The 20,755-nt window shown below is 72.6% G+C and carries 19 protein-coding genes; 7 read left to right on the forward strand and 12 right to left on the reverse strand.

Annotation, left to right across the window (positions count from 1 at the left end):
• Positions 1-1,653: 1,653 nt before the first annotated feature.
• The 3 genes from Q5694_RS23715 to Q5694_RS23725 form a co-directional block, all read right to left on the reverse strand.
• Positions 1,654-2,556 (reverse strand): aminoglycoside phosphotransferase family protein, encoded by a 903-nt coding sequence (locus Q5694_RS23715; protein ID WP_443040927.1) that lies wholly within the window; start codon positions 2,554-2,556, stop codon positions 1,654-1,656.
• A gap of 251 nt (positions 2,557-2,807) precedes the next feature.
• Positions 2,808-3,791, reverse strand: coding sequence for a zinc-binding dehydrogenase (locus tag Q5694_RS23720; protein WP_333935290.1), 984 nt, complete (start codon positions 3,789-3,791; stop codon positions 2,808-2,810).
• 45 nt (positions 3,792-3,836) lie between these two features.
• Positions 3,837-4,997: an FAD-dependent oxidoreductase gene (locus Q5694_RS23725; RefSeq protein ID WP_333935291.1), complete on the reverse strand. Its 1,161-nt coding sequence runs from the start codon at positions 4,995-4,997 to the stop codon at positions 3,837-3,839.
• 156 nt (positions 4,998-5,153) lie between these two features.
• On the opposite strand from Q5694_RS23725, the gene Q5694_RS23730 reads away from it, so the two are divergent.
• Positions 5,154-5,825: a pentapeptide repeat-containing protein gene (locus tag Q5694_RS23730; protein WP_333935292.1), complete on the forward strand. Its 672-nt coding sequence runs from the start codon at positions 5,154-5,156 to the stop codon at positions 5,823-5,825.
• A gap of 50 nt (positions 5,826-5,875) precedes the next feature.
• Here Q5694_RS23730 and Q5694_RS23735 read toward each other — a convergent pair whose 3' ends face one another.
• On the reverse strand, positions 5,876-6,376 hold the full coding sequence (locus Q5694_RS23735; protein ID WP_333935293.1) for a hypothetical protein: 501 nt from the start codon (positions 6,374-6,376) through the stop codon (positions 5,876-5,878).
• A gap of 37 nt (positions 6,377-6,413) precedes the next feature.
• On the opposite strand from Q5694_RS23735, the gene Q5694_RS23740 reads away from it, so the two are divergent.
• Complete coding sequence (locus Q5694_RS23740) at positions 6,414-7,817, forward strand: M1 family metallopeptidase (protein WP_443040928.1); 1,404 nt, start codon at positions 6,414-6,416, stop codon at positions 7,815-7,817.
• A 6-nt stretch (positions 7,818-7,823) separates the two neighbouring features.
• Here Q5694_RS23740 and Q5694_RS23745 read toward each other — a convergent pair whose 3' ends face one another.
• The gene (locus Q5694_RS23745) at positions 7,824-8,336 is read right to left on the reverse strand and encodes a GNAT family N-acetyltransferase (protein ID WP_333935294.1); all 513 of its coding nucleotides are present in this window, start codon (positions 8,334-8,336) and stop codon (positions 7,824-7,826) included.
• Positions 8,337-8,452: 116 nt separating this feature from the next.
• The gene (locus Q5694_RS23750) at positions 8,453-9,028 is read right to left on the reverse strand and encodes a TerD family protein (RefSeq protein WP_333935295.1); all 576 of its coding nucleotides are present in this window, start codon (positions 9,026-9,028) and stop codon (positions 8,453-8,455) included.
• 160 nt (positions 9,029-9,188) lie between these two features.
• On the opposite strand from Q5694_RS23750, the gene arfB reads away from it, so the two are divergent.
• A complete protein-coding gene (gene arfB, locus Q5694_RS23755) occupies positions 9,189-9,626 on the forward strand; it encodes an alternative ribosome rescue aminoacyl-tRNA hydrolase ArfB (protein WP_333935296.1) in 438 nt (145 codons plus the stop codon).
• A gap of 106 nt (positions 9,627-9,732) precedes the next feature.
• On the opposite strand, the gene Q5694_RS23760 is transcribed toward arfB, so the two are convergent.
• Positions 9,733-10,320, reverse strand: a complete 588-nt coding sequence (locus Q5694_RS23760) for a flavin reductase family protein (RefSeq protein WP_333935297.1) — start codon at positions 10,318-10,320, stop codon at positions 9,733-9,735.
• 358 nt (positions 10,321-10,678) lie between these two features.
• Between Q5694_RS23760 and cdgB the strand changes: the two genes are divergently transcribed.
• Both cdgB and Q5694_RS23770 read left to right on the forward strand, forming a co-directional pair.
• On the forward strand, positions 10,679-12,337 hold the full coding sequence (gene cdgB, locus Q5694_RS23765) for a diguanylate cyclase CdgB (RefSeq protein ID WP_333935298.1): 1,659 nt from the start codon (positions 10,679-10,681) through the stop codon (positions 12,335-12,337).
• A 117-nt stretch (positions 12,338-12,454) separates the two neighbouring features.
• A complete protein-coding gene (locus Q5694_RS23770; RefSeq protein ID WP_333935299.1) occupies positions 12,455-13,426 on the forward strand; it encodes a carbohydrate-binding protein in 972 nt (323 codons plus the stop codon).
• A 90-nt stretch (positions 13,427-13,516) separates the two neighbouring features.
• Here the strand turns inward: Q5694_RS23770 and Q5694_RS23775 are convergent, their stop codons facing one another.
• From Q5694_RS23775 to Q5694_RS23785, 3 genes are all read right to left on the reverse strand, one after another.
• Positions 13,517-14,446, reverse strand: coding sequence for a 1-phosphofructokinase family hexose kinase (locus tag Q5694_RS23775; protein WP_333935300.1), 930 nt, complete (start codon positions 14,444-14,446; stop codon positions 13,517-13,519).
• Positions 14,447-14,568: 122 nt separating this feature from the next.
• Positions 14,569-15,780 (reverse strand): N-acetylglucosamine-6-phosphate deacetylase, encoded by a 1,212-nt coding sequence (gene nagA / locus Q5694_RS23780; RefSeq protein ID WP_333935301.1) that lies wholly within the window; start codon positions 15,778-15,780, stop codon positions 14,569-14,571.
• Complete coding sequence (locus Q5694_RS23785) at positions 15,780-16,721, reverse strand: ROK family protein (RefSeq protein ID WP_333935302.1); 942 nt, start codon at positions 16,719-16,721, stop codon at positions 15,780-15,782. Before Q5694_RS23785 ends, nagA begins: the two co-directional genes overlap by 1 nt.
• A gap of 133 nt (positions 16,722-16,854) precedes the next feature.
• On the opposite strand from Q5694_RS23785, the gene Q5694_RS23790 reads away from it, so the two are divergent.
• Both Q5694_RS23790 and Q5694_RS23795 read left to right on the forward strand, forming a co-directional pair.
• Complete coding sequence (locus Q5694_RS23790) at positions 16,855-18,108, forward strand: ABC transporter substrate-binding protein (RefSeq protein ID WP_333935303.1); 1,254 nt, start codon at positions 16,855-16,857, stop codon at positions 18,106-18,108.
• Between the two features lie 35 nt (positions 18,109-18,143).
• Positions 18,144-18,395, forward strand: coding sequence for a DUF3263 domain-containing protein (locus Q5694_RS23795; RefSeq protein ID WP_333935304.1), 252 nt, complete (start codon positions 18,144-18,146; stop codon positions 18,393-18,395).
• 102 nt (positions 18,396-18,497) lie between these two features.
• On the opposite strand, the gene otsB is transcribed toward Q5694_RS23795, so the two are convergent.
• Both otsB and Q5694_RS23805 read right to left on the reverse strand, forming a co-directional pair.
• Positions 18,498-19,337, reverse strand: a complete 840-nt coding sequence (otsB, locus tag Q5694_RS23800; protein WP_333935305.1) for a trehalose-phosphatase — start codon at positions 19,335-19,337, stop codon at positions 18,498-18,500.
• 7 nt (positions 19,338-19,344) lie between these two features.
• Positions 19,345-20,733 carry an alpha,alpha-trehalose-phosphate synthase (UDP-forming) gene (locus Q5694_RS23805; protein WP_333935306.1) on the reverse strand — a complete coding sequence of 463 codons (1,389 nt, stop codon included), beginning with the start codon at positions 20,731-20,733 and terminating at the stop codon, positions 19,345-19,347.
• Positions 20,734-20,755: the final 22 nt, after the last annotated feature.

Below are 20,755 nucleotides of genomic sequence, written 5' to 3' on the forward strand. Positions count from 1 at the left end.
CTAGCTGCGCAGCCTCCGGGGGGATGTCGTCACCTATTGGCTGAAGCGCGGATGAACCTCTCGACATGTCGTACCCCCAAGGTGTGGGCGTTGCCAGAAGTCGGCAACGCGTTCCAGTAGCGGCAACACCCCTAGGTGCCACCAGAGTTGTTGGTGTCGGGCTTCGGCATCAACATCATCCTAGGGAGTGACACAGTGTCAGCCGCTACGTTTCCTCAAGGTCCTCGTGCTCATGGAGACCTTGAAGTATTGGTCAGCTTGACAACACTGCTGGCGTGGCTTCAGACGCAGGATTCTCCTGCTCTCGTGGTGCTCGTGTTGGCTCTGTGGGCACTGATGGTCGGTCAGTCCTAGGGGGCCGGGCTGCTGACGTCAGCAGGTGACATCAACGCTCGCGCACATCTACGGACGGCCGTGGACTACGGGTGCGTTGTTCGGAGGCATCACCTGGTTGATGGGCAGGGCTACCAGAGTGAGCCCCAGCCACCGCACCCGCCTACGGATCAGATGCGCCGCACGCCACGCCCCATACCCTTGGACGACCTCACCCGCGCCTCGGCGGTTCTGGCCTTCTCTGGGCCGTCCGAGGGTGGCCAAAACGGCAGGTGACGATCGCACGCTTCGGACCGCAGCGAGGTTGCACCGCCATCGTCAGCGATTGACCACGCCCGGTGGCTGAGCGGTAACAGCGGGACGACCAGGGATGTATGAGCCAATCCCCACATCTAGTGGTTGGATTGCATCAACGGCTCAGCCGATGTGGTGACCGGGACCTCAGTTCCGGCTAACGCGCTTATGCTGAAGCCCAGTTCCTCCCCGCGTGCTCCACCGGGACTGTTCACCTCAACTGTGGGGTGAACCCCTGAGTCGTACTCAGGGTTGCCCGTTGGAGTCGAAGGGAGGAGCGAGGTGACCGAGGAGCCTTACCTGGAGGGTCGCTGCGCTCGGTGTGATCGCCGTCTGTCGTTGAGGCAGGCGTTGATCGACTGGCTGCCAGTGATCGCCACGGTCATCAGGGAAGTGGTGCAGAGCCTCTGGTCTTGACCAGAGCACGGTGAACCGGTCGGTGGGCTCAGCAGAGAGCCCGGCCGCTGTTTGGTCGGCCGGGCCCGTGATCTGCACCCCTTAAGGGCCTGGCGCTGTTCCCGCAGCGTCGGGCCCTTCCTGGCCTCCAGGGCCTGTTAGGGGTCTCCTGCATCGTAAGGCACTTGCGCTCTAAGTGCATGGCCATGCAATGCCTGCTTGGGTACTGTGGCGCCGTTCCGAACGGGTGCAGGTGCGTCAAACGTCTAGCGCTCCTCGCGGCCTTGTCGCACCTGAGCGGGGATGCGTTCGCCGCGCGGACCGACAAACGTTTTACGTACGTCGCGGCAGCCGAGTGCGCTTGGCTGACCTGCTTGCCGGGCCGCGGAGGCGGTCTCAAACCAGGTCCCAATCAGCCTTATGTCTGTCACCGCCCGCCACTGTCCAGCATGGTCGCGGCACAAGCGTGATCAGGCATATCTCTTGTTCCGCGGACGCCCTCGGACGCCCCCGGACCAAGATCGGACAACTTGCAATGCGTAGGTCGTCGGTTCGAATCCGACAGGGGGCTCCGCCCGCCCGGGCCGGATCCGTTCCGGCCCGGGCGTTTCGCTGTTCCGGCCCTTGCCGTCAGCCCCCGTGCGTGCGCAGGCGCTGGGCGATCTCCAGTTGGGCCGGGTCCAGGGGGCGGTCGTCCTCGATGTCCCACAGGGCGTTCTGCAGCAGGCGGCCGAGGGTCCAGGCGCGGGCCCGGGCGCGGTCCAGGGCGAGGACGTCGGTCATGGCGTCGAAGCGCCAGAGGATCTCGGCGGGGTCGAAGCGGTTGTCGAGCGCGGGCCACAGCTCGAAGCCCGGGTCGCCCGCGAGCGGCTTGGGGTCGATCGCCAGCCAGGGGGCGCGGTGGGAGGCCAGGACGTTCTCGTCGTGCAGGTCCCAGTGCAGGAGGCGGTCGCCCGGCTCGTCGACGACCTCGCGCACCGCGGCCGCGCAGTCGGCCACGAGGCGGCGCGCCTGCGGGTCGGGGAGCCGTTCGAGGGCCCGGGGCGTGGCGTCGAGCATCGCGCGGGCGATGTCGCCGAGCCGACGCATGCCGGGCGGGGCCGGGAAGGACGTCAGGTGGGCCAGCAACTCGGCGATGGTCAGGACGGCCCGGCGGGTGTCGGGCTCGTGGGAGAGCATCCGGGTCTCGTCCAGGCGCTCCAGCAGCATGGTGCCGGTGGGTGCGTCGTGGTCGAGCAGCCGGACAGCCCCGTCGCCGTCCCAGACCCGCAGGGCGACGGGCTCGCCCTCGCTCTCCTCGTCGAGGAGCTGGAGCTTGAGGACGGCGGGGGTGCCGTCGCCCCGGCGCACCACCGGCAGGACCAGGGCGGAGACGCCGTGCATGGGTGTTCCGTCGGGTTCCAGGTCCCAGTGGGTGAGGAAGCGGGCCGCCAGGCCGGGCAGCGCGGCGATGAAGGCGCGGCCGGCCTCGCCGTTGTACTCCGCCTGTGCGGCCGCCAGTTCCCGGGGGATCTCGATCGTCACGCCCGGCACGGTAGTGGGCGTGGGTGGGGCGGGTCATGCGGATTTGCCGGGGGCGGGAGCGTTCCCGGCCACCCTTCCGGTGGGACTGCGCGCCGCTTCGGCCGTCATCCTGCTCCGGCAGTCACCTTGCTTCGGTTGTCACCTTGCTTCGGTTGTCACCCGGTTCCGGTTGTCATCCGGTTCCGGTTGTCATCCCGTTCCGGTGCCTCCCTCGGGTCGCGCCGCGTCCGGCTTCCCCTCACAGCCCCCGGCGCCCCGCCTCACGGCTCCAGGACCACCTTCCCCGTCGTGCCGCGGCTCTCCAGTGCGCGGTGGGCGGTTGCCGCCTCGGCGAGGGGGAAGCGCTGGACCGCCGGGACGAGCCGGCCGTGCGCGGCTTCCGTGAGGGCGCGCAGCTCCAGGGTGCGCAGGGGGTCGGGGCCGCCGGCCCGGTCCAGCATCGCGGGGCCGAGGACCTGCTCGGACACTCCGTCGACCAGGTAGGGCCCGCCGCCCAGGATGCCCTCCCCGGACCAGCCGAAGACGATGTGCCGGCCGCCCGGGCCCAGCAGGGCGACGGCCTCGCGGGCGACGTCGCCGCCCACCCCGTCGAAGACGACGGTCGCGCTCCGGCCGGCCAGGTGGGCGCGCACCTCGGCGGGCCAGGCGGGGTCCTTGTAGTCGACGGCCAGGTCGGCGCCGCCCGCCTGGACACGGGCGGTCTTCTCCGGCCCGCCCGCGAGCCCGACCACGGTGGCCCCGGCGTTCCTGGCGTACTGCACGAGCAGGGTGCCGATGCCCCCGGCCGCGGCCGGGACGACGACCACCGACTCCGGGCCGAGTCGGGCGAACTGCACGACGCCCATCGCCGTACGGCCCGTGCCGATCATGGCGACGGCCTGGGCGAAGTCCAGGCGCTCGGGGATCTCGTGCAGGCGTTCCGCCTCGGTGACGGCGAGTTCGGCGTAGCCTCCGGGGACGAAGCCGAGGTGGGCGACGACCCGCTTGCCCAGCCACTGTCCGGCGACGCCCTCGCCCAGTGACTCGACGACCCCGGCGACCTCGCGCCCGGGGATCGTGGGCAGGGGTGACGGCTCGCCGGCCGGGCCGCCGCGCATGCCCTGGCGCAGGGCGACGTCCAGCAGGTGGACCCCGGCCGCCCGTACGGCGATCCGGACCTGGCCGGGGCGGGGCCGGGGGTCCTCGACCCGCTCGTAGGTGAGGTTCTCGGCGGGACCGAAGGCGTGCAGGCGTACGGCGTGCATGCGGGGCTCCTCGTGTCGTCGTCTGTCTGAGCCCAGCCTTGGACCTCAAGCTTGCTTCAGGTCAAGCTCGTGCCGCCCGAGGGCCAGGGACACCGCCGTGAGGGCGCTGTTGAAGGAGACCTCCGAGAGCACACCGGGGGCCGCGACCTGGTCGCCGGCGAGGTAGACACCGTCGCCCCGGTCCACGGCCGGCCGGTCGCGCCAGCTGGTGCCGGGCAGGTCGACCGCGCCCGTCCGGCCGTCGGCCACCGACGTGCGCCGCCAGGTGACCCGGTCGCGCCAGCCCGGGAAGCCAAGGTCGAGCAACTGCTCGGCGCGTGCGGTGCCGTCGGCCTTCGACTCGTGCGGGGCCAGCGGTATCTGTCCCTGGATCAACTGCTCCCCGGCCGGGGCGAGACCGCGGTCCTGGGCGGTGAAGCGCTCGATCCAGCCGGGGGCGTCGAGGTCGGACACGGCGAACGCGTCGCCCCGCCGGGTGCGCACGGCCAGGTCGATCAGGGCGGTACGGCCGCTCGGCCAGGTCAGGGAGTCGTCGCCGAGCAGGCGCCGGGCGGCGGCCAGGGAGGTGGCGACCACGACGGGGGTGTCGGTGGGGAGGGTGTCGACGCGGGACAGGGTCTCCATCCGGACGCCCAGGTTCCAGGCGCGGGCGGCCATCCGGTCGATGATGCTCGCCCAGCCGCCGCGCGGGTAGTGCGCCTCGGGCGGCAGCTTGGTGGCGCGCCTCAGCCGCTCCTGCACGAACGCCGCCGACAGGGAGCCGGGGTCGTGGTGGAACAGGGCGACCGCGGAGTAGTGGGCGGCGGCCCGGGCGCCCTCCTCGCCCGCGATGCCGGTCGCCCAGGTCAGGAAGTCGGCGTCGACGGGTGCCTGCCGGCCGGTCCGGCGCAGCAGTCTGAGCATCGCGAAGGGCGGAGTGCGGCGCAGTACGCCCTGGTGCCGCAGCCGGAGCCGGGCCGCCTCCAGGGGAGGGACGGGGGCGAGCGGGCCGATGAGGTCGCGCTGCCTGAGCCAGGCCCAGTGCGGGCCGCCGTTGTACAGGGCGTGCGGCCCCTCGTTCGTGCGGTAGGGGCCCTCGGCGGTGCGGGCCCGGCCGCCGAGGGTGTGGTGGGCCTCGTGGACGGTGACCTCGGCGCCCGCCTCGGCGGCGGTGATGGCCGCGGTCAGTCCGGCGAAGCCGCCGCCGATGACGGTGATGCGGTGCATGACTGGGGATCTCCCTCGGGTCGGGGTGGCCTTCGGGCCGGGTGGCCTTCGGGGGTACGACGGGCCGGGGGCGCCGGGATGTGACATGACCGGTGTCGTGCAGGTCGGCAAGGCGGTTCGGGGGGCGTTGTCAGTGGCGGAGTGCAGCATGGGGGCATGGCGAGGGAAGCGGCGGGCGGGGTGAAGGGCGCGCGGCGGCCGGAGGTGCGGCTGCCGTCGCTGGAGTCGTACGGGGGCGGTGGCCTGGAGCCGGACGGGGACTACGACGGGCTGGAGTTCGACGCGGCGGACCTCGGCGGGCAGGACGGGTCCGGCGCGCGGTTCATGGACTGCGCGCTGACGGGGTGCGCGCTGGACGAGACGCGGCTGCGGCACGCCCGTCTCCTGGACTCGGTCCTCAGCGGCGTCCGCGGGGTCGGCACGGACCTGGCCGAGGCGACCCTGCGGGAGGTGGAGCTGACCGACGCCCGCCTCGGCGGACCGCAGCTGCACGGGGCGGTTCTGGAGCGGGTGCTGATCCGCGGCGGCAAGATCGACTACCTCAATCTGCGCACGGCCCGGCTGAGGGACGTCGTGTTCGAGGGCTGCGTCCTGGTCGAGCCGGACTTCGGCGGGGCGCGTCTGGAGCGGGTGGAGTTCGTCGACTGCGCGTTGAAGGGGGCCGACCTGCATGCGGCGACCCTCGTCGACGTCGATCTGCGCGGGGCCGCGTCAGTGGAGATCAGCAGGGGTCTGGACCGCCTGTCGGGCGCGGTGGTCACCCCGGCCCAGCTGCTGGACCTGGCTCCCGCGCTGGCTGCCCAGTGGGGGATCAGGGTGGAGGGCTGACGACGGAGAGCCGACCACCGCGACGGGACGGCCGGCTCGCGCCGCGGGCCTCACGACACCCGGGGGAAGCGGGACTGGAGGGTCCAGATCGCCGGGTTCTCGGCGAGGTCGTCGTGCAGGTCCGTGAGGTCGGCGATCAGGTCGTGCAGGAAATCCCGGGCCTCGCGGCGCAGTTCGCTGTGGGAGACGGTGAGCGCGGGCTCCTCCGGGCGCATCCAGTCGGCCTCGATGTCCACCCAGCCGAAGCGCCGCTCGAAGAGCATCCGGTCCGTCGACTCGGTGAAGTCCAGCTCCGCGCGCTGCGGGCGGGAGGCCCGGGATCCGGCCGGGTCCCGGTCGATGCGTTCCACGATGTCGCACAGGGCCCACGCGAAGTCGAGCACCGGCACCCATCCCCAGGACGTGGACACCTCGTGGTCGGTCCTGGTGTCCGCCAGGTAGACGTCGCCGCAGAACAGGTCGTGCCGCAGGGCGCGCACGTCCGCGCGGCGGTAGTCGGTCTGCGGCGGGTCGGGGAAGCGGTTGGAGAGGGCGTAGCCGATGTCGAGCACGCAGGTGATGGTGTCACGCCGCCATAGGATCGCGACCGTGGCCCGATCTGTACGTTGTGTCCCCGTCCTGCTCGCCTGCGTCCTCGCTCTCACCGGATGCGGCGGTGGGGTGCACGGCACCCCCGGCGGCCCGGGCGTACGGGACCCGTACTTCCCGAAGGCCGGGAACGGCGGGTACGACGTGAGCCACTACGGCCTGCGCCTCGCCTACGAACCGGACGCGCACCGGCTGACCGGCACGGCCACCCTCACCGCCCGCGCGCGCGAGGACCTCTCCGCCTTCAACCTCGACCTGCTCGGCATGGAGGTCGCCGGGGTCACCGTCGCCGGCCGTGTCGCCCGCTTCAACCGCGCCGGCCAGGAACTCACCGTCCGGCCGCGCGACGACATCCGCCGGGGCGAGACGTTCCGGGTCACCGTCCGCTACTCGGGGGTGCCGCGGACCGTCACCGACCCGGACGGCTCGCAGGAGGGCTGGCTGCGCACCGCGGACGGCGTGCTCGCCCTGGGGCAGCCGACCGGGTCGATGGCCTGGTTCCCCGGCAACCACCACCCCTCCGACAAGGCCGCCTACGACCTGACGGTGACCGTGCCGCAGGGTCTGCGGGCCGTGTCCAACGGGGAGTTGCGCAGTGAGCGCACCGCCCGGGGCCGTACGACGTCGGTGTGGCACACGGGCCGGCCGATGGCGAGCTACCTCGCCACGCTCGCGATCGGCCGCTTCGAGGTCGACCGTTCCCGCACCCCGGCCGGGCTGCCCGTGTACACGGCCGTGGACCCCGCGGAGGCGGAGGCGAGCCGGCCGGTGCTGCGGCGGATCCCGCAGGTGCTGGCCTGGGCGGAGCGGCGGTTCGGGCCCTACCCCTTCTCCTCCACGGGCGCGATCGTCGACCGGGCCCCCGGGGTCGGTTACGCCCTGGAGACACAGACCCGGCCGGTCTTCCCCGGCGCGCCCGACATGACGCTGCTGGTGCACGAGCTGGCCCACCAGTGGTACGGCGACTCCGTCTCGCCGGAGAGCTGGCGTGACATGTGGCTCAACGAGGGGTTCGCGACGTACGCGGAGTGGCTGTGGGAGGAGGAGCACGGCGGGAAGAGCGCGCAGGAGACCTTCGACGCGCTGTACTCGGGCAGCTACTTCACCACCGAGGAGGAGGCCGAGGAGTTGTGGGCCTTCCCGCCGGCCGAGCCGCCGGACGCCTCGCGGATCTCCGACCCGCCGGTGTACCGGCGGGGCGCGATGGTGCTGCAGCAGATCCGCCGCACCGTGGGTGACGAGACCTTCCGGCGGATTCTGCGCGGCTGGCCGGCCGCGTACCGCCACGGGAACGCCGACACGGCCGATTTCACCGCCTACGTCGAGCGGCAGGCGCCGGGGAAGGACCTCGACGCGGTCTGGGAGGACTGGCTGTACGGCGAGGGCAGGCCCGAGCGTGCCTGACGGGCGTTACGGGGCGTCGATGCCCTTGCGCAGGACGGTGCAGGGGCGGCCCAGCTGCCGGTCCTCGCGGTGGCCGATGGCCTCGTAGCCGAGGGAGGTCCAGAAGGCGAGGGCCCTGTCGTTGCCGGTGAGGACGGCGAGGCGCACGGCGGCGCGGCCCGCCCGGCGGAAGCGGTCCTCCACGAGGGACGCGAGGCGGCGGCCGTGCCCCTGGCCCTGGAGGGCCGCGTCCACCATCAGCAGGCCGATCCACGGGTCGGGGTCGGCGGGGTCGGGATGGTGGGCGAGGGTGACGGCGATGCCGACCAGCCGGCCGAAGCCGCGGGCGAGCAGGACCTCGGTGCCGGGCTGTTCCCACTCCGCGGCCAGCGCCGCCTCGACCTGCTCGGGGCGGATGCCGTACGGGTCGGGGAAGTCGCCGCTCAGGGCGTGGAAGGCGTGGTTGGAGGCGTAGAGGGCCGTCAGCTCGGTCAGGAGCCGCCGGTTCGGGGGCGCCGGGGGCAGAAGTTCGAGGATCACGTGCCTGGTGGCTCTCGTGCGGGGTCCGTGGCGGGAGGGTGGTGCCCGCGCGCCGGAGCCCCCGGGCCGGTGACCGGCCCGGGGGCTCCGCACGTGGACGGGGCGGGGTGCGTCCGTCAGACGTTCACGCCGAAGTCCTGGGCGATGCCGACCAGACCCGAGGCGTAGCCCTGGCCGACGGCGCGGAACTTCCACTCGGCGCCGTTGCGGTACAGCTCGCCGAAGACCATGGCCGTCTCCGTCGCCGCGTCCTCCGACAGGTCGTAGCGCGCGATCTCGGCGCCGCCGGCCTGGTTGACGATGCGGATGTACGCGTTGCGGACCTGGCCGAAGTTCTGGCTGCGGTTCTCGGCGTCGTAGATCGAGACCGGGAAGACGATCTTGTCGATGTCGGCCGGGAGGGCGGCGAGGTCGACGTTGATCGCCTCGTCGTCGCCGGCGCCCTCGCCGGTGCGGTTGTCGCCGGTGTGGACGATCGAGTTGTCCGGCGTCTGCTTGTTGTTGAAGAAGACGAAGTGGGCGTCCGAGTAGACCTTGCCCTGCGTGTTGACCGCGATCGCGGAGGCGTCGAGGTCGAAGTCCGTGCCGGTGGTGGTGCGGACGTCCCAGCCGAGGCCCACGGTGACGGCGGTCAGGCCCGGAGCCTCCTTGGTGAGCGAGACGTTGCCACCCTTGGACAGGCTTACAGCCATTGTTGGGAGTCCCTTCCCTCGTTTACGTGCGGCAAAGAAGCTGCGGCAAAGAAGCTACAGCTACCCCCATGAACGTGGAGAGGGGTACGCGAGGTTCCAGGTCCTTTACTTTCTTTACCCGGGATTATTCGGGTGACGTGGACCGGACAGGAGCGGGAACATGGACGGCATGTCCGGTCCCCCTGTCATCCGCGGCTCCGTCTCCCTGCCCGAGGCCGAGCTGATGTGGCGTTTCTCGCGCTCGTCGGGGCCGGGCGGGCAGCACGTCAACACCAGCGACTCCCGGGTCGAGCTGAGTTTCGACCTGGCGCGGACCGAGGCGCTGCCCGAGGTGTGGAAGCGGCGGGCGCTGGAGCGGCTGGCCGGCCGCCTGGTCGACGGCGTGGTCACGGTACGGGCCTCCGAGCACCGCTCGCAGTGGCGCAACCGCGAGGCCGCCGCCGTGCGCATGGCCGCGCTCCTGGCCGAGGCCACCGCACCGCCGCCCAAGCCCCGCAGGCCGACCCGCGTCCCCCGCGGCATCAACGAACGCCGGCTGCGCCAGAAGAAGCAGCGCTCCGACACCAAGCGCGGCCGCTCGGGGCGGGACTGGGGCTAGGACCGCGGCGCGCGGCGCGCACCTGCTGCGGCCGGGGCGGCGGGGTCTGGACCAGGCCGAGCACGCAACGCGGCCGCCCGGGCTGGGGCGGGCCCGGTGAAACGGTTCACCGGCCCAGCTGCCGGTACCTGCCGCGGAAGTACGTCAGCGGGCCGCCGTCCGCGCTCGGGATCCGGGCCGTCAGGACGCGGCCGATCACCAGGGTGTGGTCGCCGGCCGGCACGCGCTGCTCGGTGCGGCACTCCAGGACCGCCAGGGCCCCGCCCACCAGGGGCGATCCGGTGTGTTCGCCGCGCGTGTACGGGATGTCGGCGAACAGCAGGCGGTCGCTGACCCGGCCCTTCATGGCGAACCGGCCCGCGATGTGCCGCTGGCTCTCGGAGAGGACCGAGACCGCCCACAGCTCCTGCTCCTCCAGCAGCTCGTCCATGCGGGAGCCCTCGCGCAGGCTCACCAGTACCAGGGGCGGGTCCAGGGACACCGACATGAAGGCCGTGGCGGTCATGCCCACGTCCTCGCCGCCCGGGGCCGTGGGGTCGTCCGGGTCCAGCGGCGGCTCCTGAGCGGTCACCAGGACCACGCCGGAGGCCAGCCGGGACATGGCGGCGCGGAACTCGTCGTTGCTCACCCCCTCAGGATGCCCGGAGGCGGGCGGCGGCATGATCGGGGACGGGGCGGCGGGAGTGTTCGGCACACCCGGAACGCTAATCCCCGTCCCGCGCGCCGCGCATCGGGCTCCCGCCCGATCACGGTCCTAGGACTCCCGGCGGACGGGCGGACGGTGAGCAACCGCATCTGCGCAACGGACTCGTGAATAGATGTGCGCAACCAGACGAACTTTGCGTTCGGTAGGCGCACGTGAAAAACGCAGAAACTCCACTCAATTGTTCAGGTTTGCCTGTGACTTGAGTCACAAGGGGCAGGAATTGTTGACCCTGTGTACCGAGTGGGCAGCGCGCTGTGATTCAGTGGCGGGGAAGCTGCCAGGACCGTACGCCGATGAAGACCCTTGATTCTTGATTCGCTGCGAGGTACTCGGGGGGAGGGCGAGCATGGAGACCGAGTCGGAGCCCTACGTCCGTCTTGCGTCCCTGCGACAACTGCACCAGGTCATGGCCGACATGAACACGGCACGCAGCCTGGCGGACACACTGCAGACCGTCGCGGAGGGGGTCGTCGCCGCCCTCGGCTACGAGCTGGCGTGCGTGAACCTCGTCCGGCCCGACGGCGACCTCGTCGTCGCCGCCTTCGCCGGGAACCCGGCCGCCGAGGCCCTCATCACCGGCCGCGTGGGCTCGCGCGACTCCTGGGAGCGCCGCCTGGGCATGGGTGAGCACTGGGGCGACCTGGTGTTCATACCCCACACCGAGGGCTGGGTCCTCGACGACGACGACGTCCCGCAGTGGTACACCGACGGTCCCGCCCCCCGCTTCGAGGACGAGTGGCACCCGGCCGACCGCCTCTTCGCCCCCATGTACGCGCCCGGCCCGCAGGGCAACGCGGCCTGCGGCGAGCTGATCGGGGTCCTGTCCGTGGACCGCCCGCGCAACGGCCGCCGGCCCGGCGCCTGGGGCCGCGAGGCGCTGCAGATGTACGCCTTCCAGGCCGCCATCGCCATCAGCAACGCGCGTCTGCGGGCCAACATGCAGCGCGCCCTCGTCCGCCTGGAGCGCGAGCAGCAGGCGCTGCGGGCGAGCGAGGAGAGCTTCCGGCAGGCCTTCGAGTACGCCCCGTCGGGCATGGCCATCGCCGAGATGGGCGGCGACCAGCACGGCCGGATCCTGCGCACCAACGACGCCCTGTGCCGGCTGCTGGGCCGCCCCGCCTCCGCGATGCGCCGCTACTCCTTCTCCGACCTGGTCCACCCCGAGGACATAGGCACCCTGCTGCGGACCTCCGCGGAGGGCGGCCGCGCCGAGCTGCGCCTCGGCCGCCGGGACGGCACGTACGTCTGGGTCAGCCTGCGCAACAGCGTGGTCGCGGACGCCGCCGACGGGCCGCGCTTCCTGCTCACCCACGTCGAGGACATAGAGGAGCGCAAGCGCCGCGAGCTCCAGCTCGCCCACCGCGCCTCGCACGACTCCCTCACCGGCCTGCCGAACTCCGCCGAGCTGCGCTCGCGGCTGTCCGCGCGCCTGTGCCAGCGCGCCACCGCGCACTCCGCCGTCGCCGAGTCCCACGACGCGGCCTACGGCCACCCCGCCTTCGACGTGGTGGGGCCCGGCTTCGACTTCCGGCAGGGCGTGGAGCCGTACGACGCCTACGACCACCACGTGCACACCGTCGCCCCGGACGGGGACCACGACGACGGCACCAAGGGACTCGCCGTCCTCTTCTGCGACCTGGACGGCTTCAAGTCGATCAACGACCGGTTCGGGCACAACGCGGGTGACGCGGTCCTCATCGAGGTCGCCCGGCGGCTGAGCAACGGGGTGCGCGACGGGGACACCGTCGCCCGGCTCGGAGGTGACGAATTCGTCATCCTCGCCGACGGCCTCGGCCGCGCCGACGCGCAGGACCTCGCCGTGCGGCTGCGCAACGAGATCATCCAGCCCATTCGCGCCGAGGGCCGGGCCGTCCGTGTGGGCGCCAGTTTCGGCATCGGATGGGCACACTGCGGAATGACGGCGGACGAAGTGTTGAAATCCGCTGACGAGCGGATGTACGTCGAGAAACGATCTCGTCCCAAACAACACAGACGCGCCGGGTGATTCCCAGGTCAGCGAGTCGGTGCGGTCTGAGTCACCCGTTCGGGTCCCTGGGAGCGGGTAGGCTCGCTGTCTTACGACCGGAACGTACGCACCGCTTTTGACTGAGGAGACCAAGGGATGACGCCCGGCAACAACGGCGCGAGCACGCCCGAGGACGACGATCCGTTCGGCTATCTCTACGCCGACGGGCAGGCCAACGGAGCCCAGCCGCCGTCCGGGGGCTACGGCTACCCGAACTCGGTCAACCGGGTGCGGACGGTCGGCACCCGCCCGTACGGCCAGCAGCAGGCCCCGGCCCAGGCGCCCTACGGGCAGGTCCCGCAGCAGCAGGGCGCCTACGGCCAGCCGAACGCGCACTACGCCGCGCCGGAGACGCTGCCGGGTGGTGCTCCCACCACGACGATGCACTCGGACGGACACGGTGGTCACGGTGGTCGCGGCGGGCACGGCGGCCGGGGTGGCCGCGGGCCCAACACCAAGGGGCTGCTGATCGGGGCGATCGCGGTGGTCGCCGCGGTCGTCATCGGCATCGGCGTGGCCATGGTGGGCGGCGACGACGACAAGGGCGACGAGGGCGGCCAGGCGAACCCGGCGCCGACGCAGACGGAGGACTCCGAGCCGAGCCCGTCGGCCGACAAGGGCGACGACACCCAGGCGGAACTCCCGACGATCGACGCCAAGGCCCTGCGCCTCGGCGGCGGCGCGACCCTCGCCCAGGACGTCGAGGGCGCCCAGTCCGACGGCGGCATCTACGTCGCCAACCTCAACCAGCCCGGTTCCTCGGTCACCTGGACCGTCGACGGCATCCCGAAGGACGGCGCGTACACCGTCTTCGCCCGCTACAGCACGGTGGACGAGGACCAGGAGATGACGCTCACCGTCAACGGCAAGCCCTTCGGCAGCAAGCTGAACCTGGGCAACTTCACCGGTGCCAAGGACGGCGACTTCGCCAAGGGCTGGACCAAGACCTACGCGTGGCCGACTCTCAGCAAGGGCACCAACACCATCACGGTCTCCTGCGGGGACGGCGACAAGTGCAACGTCCTGCTGGACCGGCTGTGGCTGAAGGCGGGCCAGGTCAAGGACTAGGGGGTGTCCGACCATTCCCTCCTGCCTCGCCCTCCGGGCGACGGCGGGAGTTGTCGGACAGGCCTGGGCAGCGGCGCCGCCCGAACACGTTCAGGCCGCGCTGGCCTCCGTGGTCACCGAGACCGTGGTCAGCAGCCTCTCGTAGGTCTCGTGGTCGTACTCGCCGGCCACCGGCGCGGTGACCGCTGCCGCTGCCAGGGCCGTCGCCCTGGTCAGGCGGTCCGGCCACGGCAGGTGTTCCGTCAGGGCTGACAGCAGGCCCGCCACCACCGCGTCGCCCGCGCCCGTCGGGTTGCCGCGGATCGCGGACGGCGGCGTGGCGCGCCAGCGGCCCTCCGGGGTGACCGCGAGCAGGCCGGCCGGGCCCAGGGAGGCGACCACCGCGGCCGCGCCCCGGCGCCGGGCGTCCTGCGTGGCGCGTGACGGCTCGTGGGAACCGGTCAGTTCCGCCAGTTCGTCGGCGTTCGGCTTGATGATGTCGGGGCGGGCCGCGACTCCCCGCCGCAGCGGTTCGCCGCCGGTGTCGAGGAGGACCGGGACGCCGGCGGCCCGGGCGGTGCGGACCAGGCCCGCGTAAGCGCCCACCGGCACACCCGGCGGCAGGCTGCCGCACAGCGCCACCGCCGAGGCACCGGGCAGCAGGTCCGCGTAGACCTCCTGGAAGGCCGACCACTCGGCGGGCAGGACGGCCGGGCCCGGTTCGTTCAACTGGGTGGTGTCGCCGGTGCGCTCGTCGACCACGGCGATCGTGCGGCGGGTGGCGCCCGAGATCGGGACCAGGGCGTCCACCACTCCCGGCACCGCCGCCAGCCCCTCCTGGACCACGCGGCCGGTCGCCCCGCCGGTGAAGCCGGTCGCCGTGACCTCGTGACCGAGGGCCGCGAGGACCCGGGCCACGTTGACGCCCTTGCCGCCGGGGCGTTCGGTCACCTCGGTGACGCGGTGGGAGGTGTGCGGCCTGAGGGACCGCACGCGATAGGTGACGTCGAGAGCGGTGTTCAGCGTGACCGTGAGGATCACCTCGGCCGACCTCCCCCGAGAACGCGCTTGTCGCCGTGGACTTCTCGAAGCCCGATCATGCCAAAGACACGGCGGCCGGCCCAGTCCCGGACTCGGCCACCGTCTCCCGACTGCGGGACGGATCAGCCCAGTTGGGGACCGACCACCCATTCACCCCGGCGCATCACGCCCTTGAGGTCGAAGGCGGAGTCCAGGAGCAGCAGGTCGGCGGACTTCCCGGGCTCCAGGGAACCGATCGTGTCGTCCATGCCGAGCAGCCGCGCAGGAGTGGCCGACAGCGCCGTCACCGCGTCCTCGACGGACAGGCCGTCGATCGTGACGGCCCGCTTGAAGGCGCGGTCCAGGGTGAGGGTCGAACCGGCGATCGTGCCGTCCGCCACCAGACGGGCCACGCCGTCCGCGACCTCCACCTCCAGCGGGCCGAGCCAGTAGCGGCCGTCGCCGAAACCGGCCGCGTCCATCGCGTCCGTGATGAACGCGACCCGGTCCGCGCCCGCGTGGTGGAACGCCAACTGCAGGGCGGCGGGGTGGAGGTGCGTGCCGTCGTTGATCAGCTCGACGGTGATCCGGTCGTCCTCCAGGAGCGCCGTGATCGGGCCCGGGGCGCGGTGGCCGAGCGGGGGCATGGCGTTGAAGAGGTGCGTGGCGACCGTGGCGCCGGCGTCGATGGCCTCGACGGTCTGCTCGTAGCCGGCGTCCGTGTGGCCGATCGCCGCGATCACGCCGTGCTCCGCCAGGAGGCGCACGGAGTCCAGGCCGCCGGGCAGCTCGGTGGCGAGGGTGAGCATCTTCGCCCGGCCCCGGGCCGCGTCGATCAGCTTGCGCACCTCCGCCGGGTCCGGGTCGCGCAGCAGCTCCTCGGAGTGCGCGCCCTTGCGGCAGGGGGAGATGAACGGGCCCTCGAAGTGGATGCCGGCGATCTCGCCCTGCTCGGCGAGTTCGCTCAGCAGGCCCGCGCGCCGGGCGAGGAAGTCCATGTCGCCGGTGACGGTGGAGGCGACCAGGGTGGTCGTGCCGTGCAGGCGGTGGGTGTGGATGCCCTTGAGGATGTCGTCGACCGAGCCGGAGGTGAAGGAGGCTCCGCCACCGCCGTGGTTGTGGATGTCGACGAAGCCGGGGACGACGTAGTGGCCGGTTGCGTCGATCACCCGGGCGTTCTCCGGCGGGGTGGCGGCGATGCGGGTGCCGTCGATGGCCAGTCGGCCGTTTTCGACGCTTCCTGTGGGGAGGACCACCGTCGCGCCGGTGAGGACCGTGGGGTGTCCGGCCGTGGCGGGGTGCGGATGCACTGTGGCTGGTCGCGCAGTTCCCCGCGCCCCTGGGGCAATGGCCATCAGGGAGTTACCTCCATGCGGTCGGTTCGGTCGAGGAGATCCCAGGCCAGAAGCCCGGCGCCCAGGCATCCGGCGGCGTCGCCCAGGGCCGCGGGGACGAGTGCCGGCTGCTTCTGGAAGGTGATGCGGCTGCGGATCGCCTCCCGCAGGGGTGTGAACAGGGTGTCCCCCGCCTCCGCCAGGCCACCGCCGACGATCAGCACGCGGGGGTCCAGCAGGGTCAGGGCGGTGACCAGTCCGTCGGCCAGGGCGTCCACGGCCTCCTGCCAGACCGCGCACGCCCCGGCATCGCCGGACTCCACCGCCTTGGCGCAGTCCGCCGCGTCCGCGCCCGGGGTGCCCGAGGCCGCAGCCCATGCCTCGCTGACGGCCGCCGCCGAGGCGAACCGCTCCAGGCAGCCGCGCTGCCCGCACGGGCAGGGGGTGCCGCCGGGGCGTACGACGACGTGGCCGATCTCGCCGGCGAAGCCGTGCGCGCCCGCCTCGACCCGGCCGTCGACGCCGATGGCGCCCGCGATGCCGGTGCCGAGCGCCACGAACAGGAACCGGTCCGCGCCCAGGCCCGCTCCGACCCGGCCCTCGGCGAGGCCGCCGGTGCGCACGTCGTGGCCGAGGGCGACCGGGACGCCCAGCCGCTCGGTGAGCAGGTCGCGCAGCGGGACGTCGCGCCAGCCGAGGTTGGCCGCGTAGGCGGCGACCCCCCGGGCCTCGTCGACGATGCCGGGGACGGCCACGCCCGCGGCGGAGGCGGGTGTGCCGAACCGCTCGGTGCCGTACGCGTGCAGCTCGGCGGCGAAGTCGAGGATGCCCGCGACCACGGCGTCCGGGCCCTGGGCGCGGCCGGTCGCCCGGCGGGCCCGGTGCAGGATCTCGCCCTCGGGTCCGGCCAGGGCGGCCTTCATACCGGTGCCGCCCACGTCGAGGGCGATGACATGTCTCACGGGAACAGTGTGACCCGGGGACCCGCAAGAGGTCTAGTCCACTCGCGTGGTGTAGACCTTGTTCCGAAAATCGAAAAGTTTCGGACGGCGGCGACGCCAGGGTTGGGGACGAACAGCGGTGCAGCGGCGGCGGATGGCAGGAACGATCGCGGTGGTGTCCGCACTGGGCATGACGGCGGTCCTCGGTGGCTGCGGAGCCACGGGCGGCTCGGCCGACGTCACGCTGAAGCTGGTCGCCGCCGACTACGGCGACAGCGCCGCCAACAGCTCGAAGAAGTACTGGGAGAAGCTGGCCGAGGAGTACGAGGCCGACCACCCCGACGTCGACATCGACGTCAGCGTCTACTCCTGGAACGACGTCGACCGCAAGGTCAAGGAGATGGTCGCGGCCGGTGACCCGCCGGACCTGGCGCAGATCGGCGCGTACGCCGACTACGCGGCGCGCGACCAGCTGTACAAGGCCGACGAACTGCTCTCCATACCCGTACAGGCCGACTTCCTCGGGCAGTTGGCCACCGCCGGGCAGGTGAACGGCGTCCAGTACGGCATGCCGTTCGCCTCCTCCACGCGGGTCCTCTTCTACAACAAGTCCCTCTTCGCCAAGGCCGGCATCACCCCGCCCGAGACCTGGGACGAGCTGGCCGAGGACGCGCAGAAGCTCAAGGCGAGGGGCGTGAAGTACCCCTACGCGCTGCCCCTCGGGCCGGAGGAGGCGCAGGCCGAGACGATGCAGTGGATGCTCAGCGGCGGGGGCGGCTACACCGACACCGTCGGCAGTTACGGCATCGACTCCCCGGACAACATCGGCACCTTCACCTGGCTGAAGGAGGAGCTGGTCGGCAAGGGCCTGACCGGGCCGGTCGCGCCGGGCAAGCTCAACCGGGCCGACGCGTTCACCGCGTTCGCGGAGGGCGAGGTCGGCATGCTGACCGGCCACCCCTCGCTGATGAAGATCGCGGAGAAGAAGGGCGTCGACTACGGGATGGTGCCCCTGCCGGGCAAGGACGGCAAGAGCCGCTCCACCCTCGGCGTCGCCGACTGGATGATGGCCTTCCGCGAGAACGGCCACCGCGACGAGGCCGGGGACTTCCTCGACTTCGTCTACAGCGAGAAGAACGTGCTGGCGTTCTCCCGCGAGTACGACCTGCTGCCGGTGACGAACTCGGCGTCGTCGACCATGGCCGCCGCCGACCGGGACAAGCACCTCAGGCCGTTCCTGGAGGAGCTGCCCGCCTCCGAGATCTACCCGGTCGGCAAGACCTCCTGGGCCGAGGTCAGTGCGCAGGTCAAGCAGCAGATCGGCAAGGCCGTGGCCCCCGGCGGAAGCGTCTCGGGTGTCCTGGGCCACCTCCAGGCGTCGGCGAGCCGGGCGGAGAGCGCGGAGTAGCGCGGCTGTCGGTGGCAGGCGTTACGGTGCCGGGCATGGACGAGGAGAGCGGCGGGACGCGGCCGGGGCTCGGGCGCAGGGAGCGGGACATCCTGGCGCTGGAGGGCCGCGGTTTCCCCGGCCCCGGCGCGAAGGAGCGGGCCATACGCGAGGAACTGGGCCTCGCGCCGGTCCGCTACTACCAGCTTCTCAACGCCCTGCTGGACGACCCCCGGGCCCTGGCTTACGCCCCGGTCACGGTCAACCGCCTGCGGCGGATACGGGACCGCCGCCGGGCGGAACGCTGACGTCGTGGTCTGCGGCCGTCCGCGGGACCCCGGGTTGTCCGCCGGGTGCGGGTGCGCTGCGGCTGTTCGCGCGGTTCCCCGCGCCCCTGAAGGGGCGGCCCTTCAGTTGACGTGGTGTGCCAGGGCGTGCAGCAGGTGGACCACGCCCTCCGGGCCGTCGACCACCACGTCCGCCCGGTCGCGCAGTTCGGTCACCTCGTCGCTGCCGCTGCACACCAGCAGGCCCGGGGTGCCCTCCGTGCGGAGGGTGTCCACGGCGGCGTAGGCGGGCAGGTCGCCGAGGTCGTCGCCGGCGTACAGGACGCAGCCCGCGCCGATCTCGCGGGCGAAGCCGGTCAGGGCGACGCCCTTGTCCATGCCCGGCGGGCGCAGCTCCAGGACCATGCGGCCCGGCTCCACGATCAGGCCGTGGCGGGCCGCGAGCCCCGCCAGCGGTGCGCGCAGTGTCTCGAAGGCGGCCTGCGGGTCGGCCGCGCGCCGGGTGTGCACGGCCACGGCCCGGCCCTTGTCCTCCACGAAGGTCCCGCTGCCCTCCAGCAGCCCGGGCAGTTCGGCGCGCACGGCGGCCACCCCGGGATGCGCCGGCGGGGCGGTGACCTCACCCGTGCGGGCGTCCCAGCGCTCGGCGCCGTAGTGCCCGAGGACGACCAGGTGCTCCAGGCCGGGCACGTCGGCGAAGGCGCCGTTGCGCACGGCCACCTCGGCCGGCCGGCCGGTGATCACCGCGACGGCGGCCACCTTCGGCGCGAGCGCGGCGAGTGCGGACAGCGCCTCCGGGTGGGCCCGGGCCCGGTCGGGGTCGGCCACGATCGGGGCGAGCGTCCCGTCGAAGTCGAGACCGATCAGTGCCTTGCCCGGCCCGGCGAGCAGGGCGTCCAGGCCCTCCTGCCCGGCCTCGGTGACGGGGACGGGCAGCGGCTGGGAGGCGGACGTGGTGCTCATCGGCCGCTCAGCCCCTCAGCGCGTCGAGCTGCTCGACGAACCAGCGCGCCGGCGGCAGGGCCGTGGCCGCCGCAGCCAGGCGCTTGCTGCGCTCGGCCCGTTCCTCCGGGCGCATCGACAGGGCCTCGTGCAGGGCCTCGGCCGTGCCCGTGACGTCGTACGGGTTGACCGTGATCGCGTCCTCGCCCAGTTCCTCGTGCGCCCCGGCCTCCCGGGACAGCACCAGCGCGCAGCCCGCGTCGGAGACGACCGGGACCTCCTTGGCGACCAGGTTCATGCCGTCGCGGATGGGGTTGACGAGGGCCACGTCGGCCAGCCGGTAGGCGGCCAGGGAGCGGGCGAAGTCGTCCTTGACGTGCAGCACGACCGGCGTCCAGCCCGGCGTGCCGAACTCGGCGTTGATCTCGTCGGCCAGGCGCTGCACCTCGGCCGTGTAGTCCCGGTACACCGCGAGGTCCTGCCGGGAGGGGTAGGCGAAGGCGACGTGCACCACGCGCTCGCGCCACTCGCCGTGGGCCTCGAGCAGCCGGCGGTAGGCCAGCAGGCCGCGCACGATGTTCTTGGACAGCTCGGTGCGGTCGACGCGGACGACGGTGCGGCGGCCCTCGCCGATCTCCTCGCGCAGCGCCGCCATGCGCTCCTCGACGTCCTGCTCGTGTGCGCGCTTGCGCAGGAAGTCCGCGTCGGCGCCCAGCCCGTGCACGCCGACCCGCGTGCCGCCGAGCCCGCCCGCGAACCGCTCGGCGCACGCGGTGAACGCGTCCGCCCAGCGCTGCGTGAGGAAGCCCAGCCGGTCCGCGCCCAGCATGCCGCGCAGCACCTGCCCGGCCACGTCGTCCGGCAGCATCCGGAAGTACTCCGGCGGCGCCCACGGCGTGTGCGAGAAGTGGCCGATCCTCAGGTCCGGGCGCAGCTCGCGCAGCATGCCCGGCACCAGCGTCAGGTGGTAGTCCTGCACCACGACCGCCGCGCCCTGTGCGGCCTCCTCGGCCAGCGCCTCGGCGAACGCCCGGTTGTACGTCTCGTAGGACGCCCACTGGCGCCGGAACTCCGCGTCGAAGACCGGCTCGAGCGGCGTCTGGTAGAGCATGTGGTGCACGAACCACAGCACCGAGTTGGCGATGCCGTTGTAGGCGTCGGCGTGCACGTCGGCCGGGATGTCCAGCATCCGCACGCCGTCCTCCCCGGCCCCGCGCCGGACCGCCTCGCGGTCGCCGTCGGACAGCGCCGAGCAGACCCACAGCGCGTCCGCGTCCGAGCCGATCGCCGACAGCCCCGAGACCAGACCGCCGCCGCCCCGTTTGGCGTCGAGCGAACCGTCCTCACCGACCGTGTAGGAGACCGGGCCGCGGTTGGAGGCCACCAATACCCGTGCAGAACCGTGCGTCGAACCCATAGGCCTCAACCTAGCCCGGCCT

The sequence above is a fragment of the Streptomyces sp. AHA2 genome, from assembly GCF_036857595.1.
Lineage (GTDB): Bacteria > Actinomycetota > Actinomycetes > Streptomycetales > Streptomycetaceae > Streptomyces.

Excerpts from the sequence above, each read along its gene's own strand:
- Q5694_RS23750 (WP_333935295.1), bottom strand. The coding sequence starts at position 9,028 with ATGGCTGTAAGCCTGTCCAAGGGTGGCAACGTCTCGCTCACCAAGGAG.
- Q5694_RS23790 (WP_333935303.1), top strand. The coding sequence starts at position 16,855 with ATGGCAGGAACGATCGCGGTGGTGTCCGCACTGGGCATGACGGCGGTC.
- Q5694_RS23730 (WP_333935292.1), top strand. The coding sequence starts at position 5,154 with ATGGCGAGGGAAGCGGCGGGCGGGGTGAAGGGCGCGCGGCGGCCGGAG.
- Q5694_RS23720 (WP_333935290.1), bottom strand. The coding sequence starts at position 3,791 with ATGCACGCCGTACGCCTGCACGCCTTCGGTCCCGCCGAGAACCTCACC.
- nagA (WP_333935301.1), bottom strand. The coding sequence starts at position 15,780 with ATGGCCATTGCCCCAGGGGCGCGGGGAACTGCGCGACCAGCCACAGTG.
- Q5694_RS23805 (WP_333935306.1), bottom strand. The coding sequence starts at position 20,733 with ATGGGTTCGACGCACGGTTCTGCACGGGTATTGGTGGCCTCCAACCGC.
- arfB (WP_333935296.1), top strand. The coding sequence starts at position 9,189 with ATGGACGGCATGTCCGGTCCCCCTGTCATCCGCGGCTCCGTCTCCCTG.
- cdgB (WP_333935298.1), top strand. The coding sequence starts at position 10,679 with ATGGAGACCGAGTCGGAGCCCTACGTCCGTCTTGCGTCCCTGCGACAA.
- Q5694_RS23770 (WP_333935299.1), top strand. The coding sequence starts at position 12,455 with ATGACGCCCGGCAACAACGGCGCGAGCACGCCCGAGGACGACGATCCG.
- Q5694_RS23725 (WP_333935291.1), bottom strand. The coding sequence starts at position 4,997 with ATGCACCGCATCACCGTCATCGGCGGCGGCTTCGCCGGACTGACCGCG.
- Q5694_RS23795 (WP_333935304.1), top strand. The coding sequence starts at position 18,144 with ATGGACGAGGAGAGCGGCGGGACGCGGCCGGGGCTCGGGCGCAGGGAG.
- otsB (WP_333935305.1), bottom strand. The coding sequence starts at position 19,337 with ATGAGCACCACGTCCGCCTCCCAGCCGCTGCCCGTCCCCGTCACCGAG.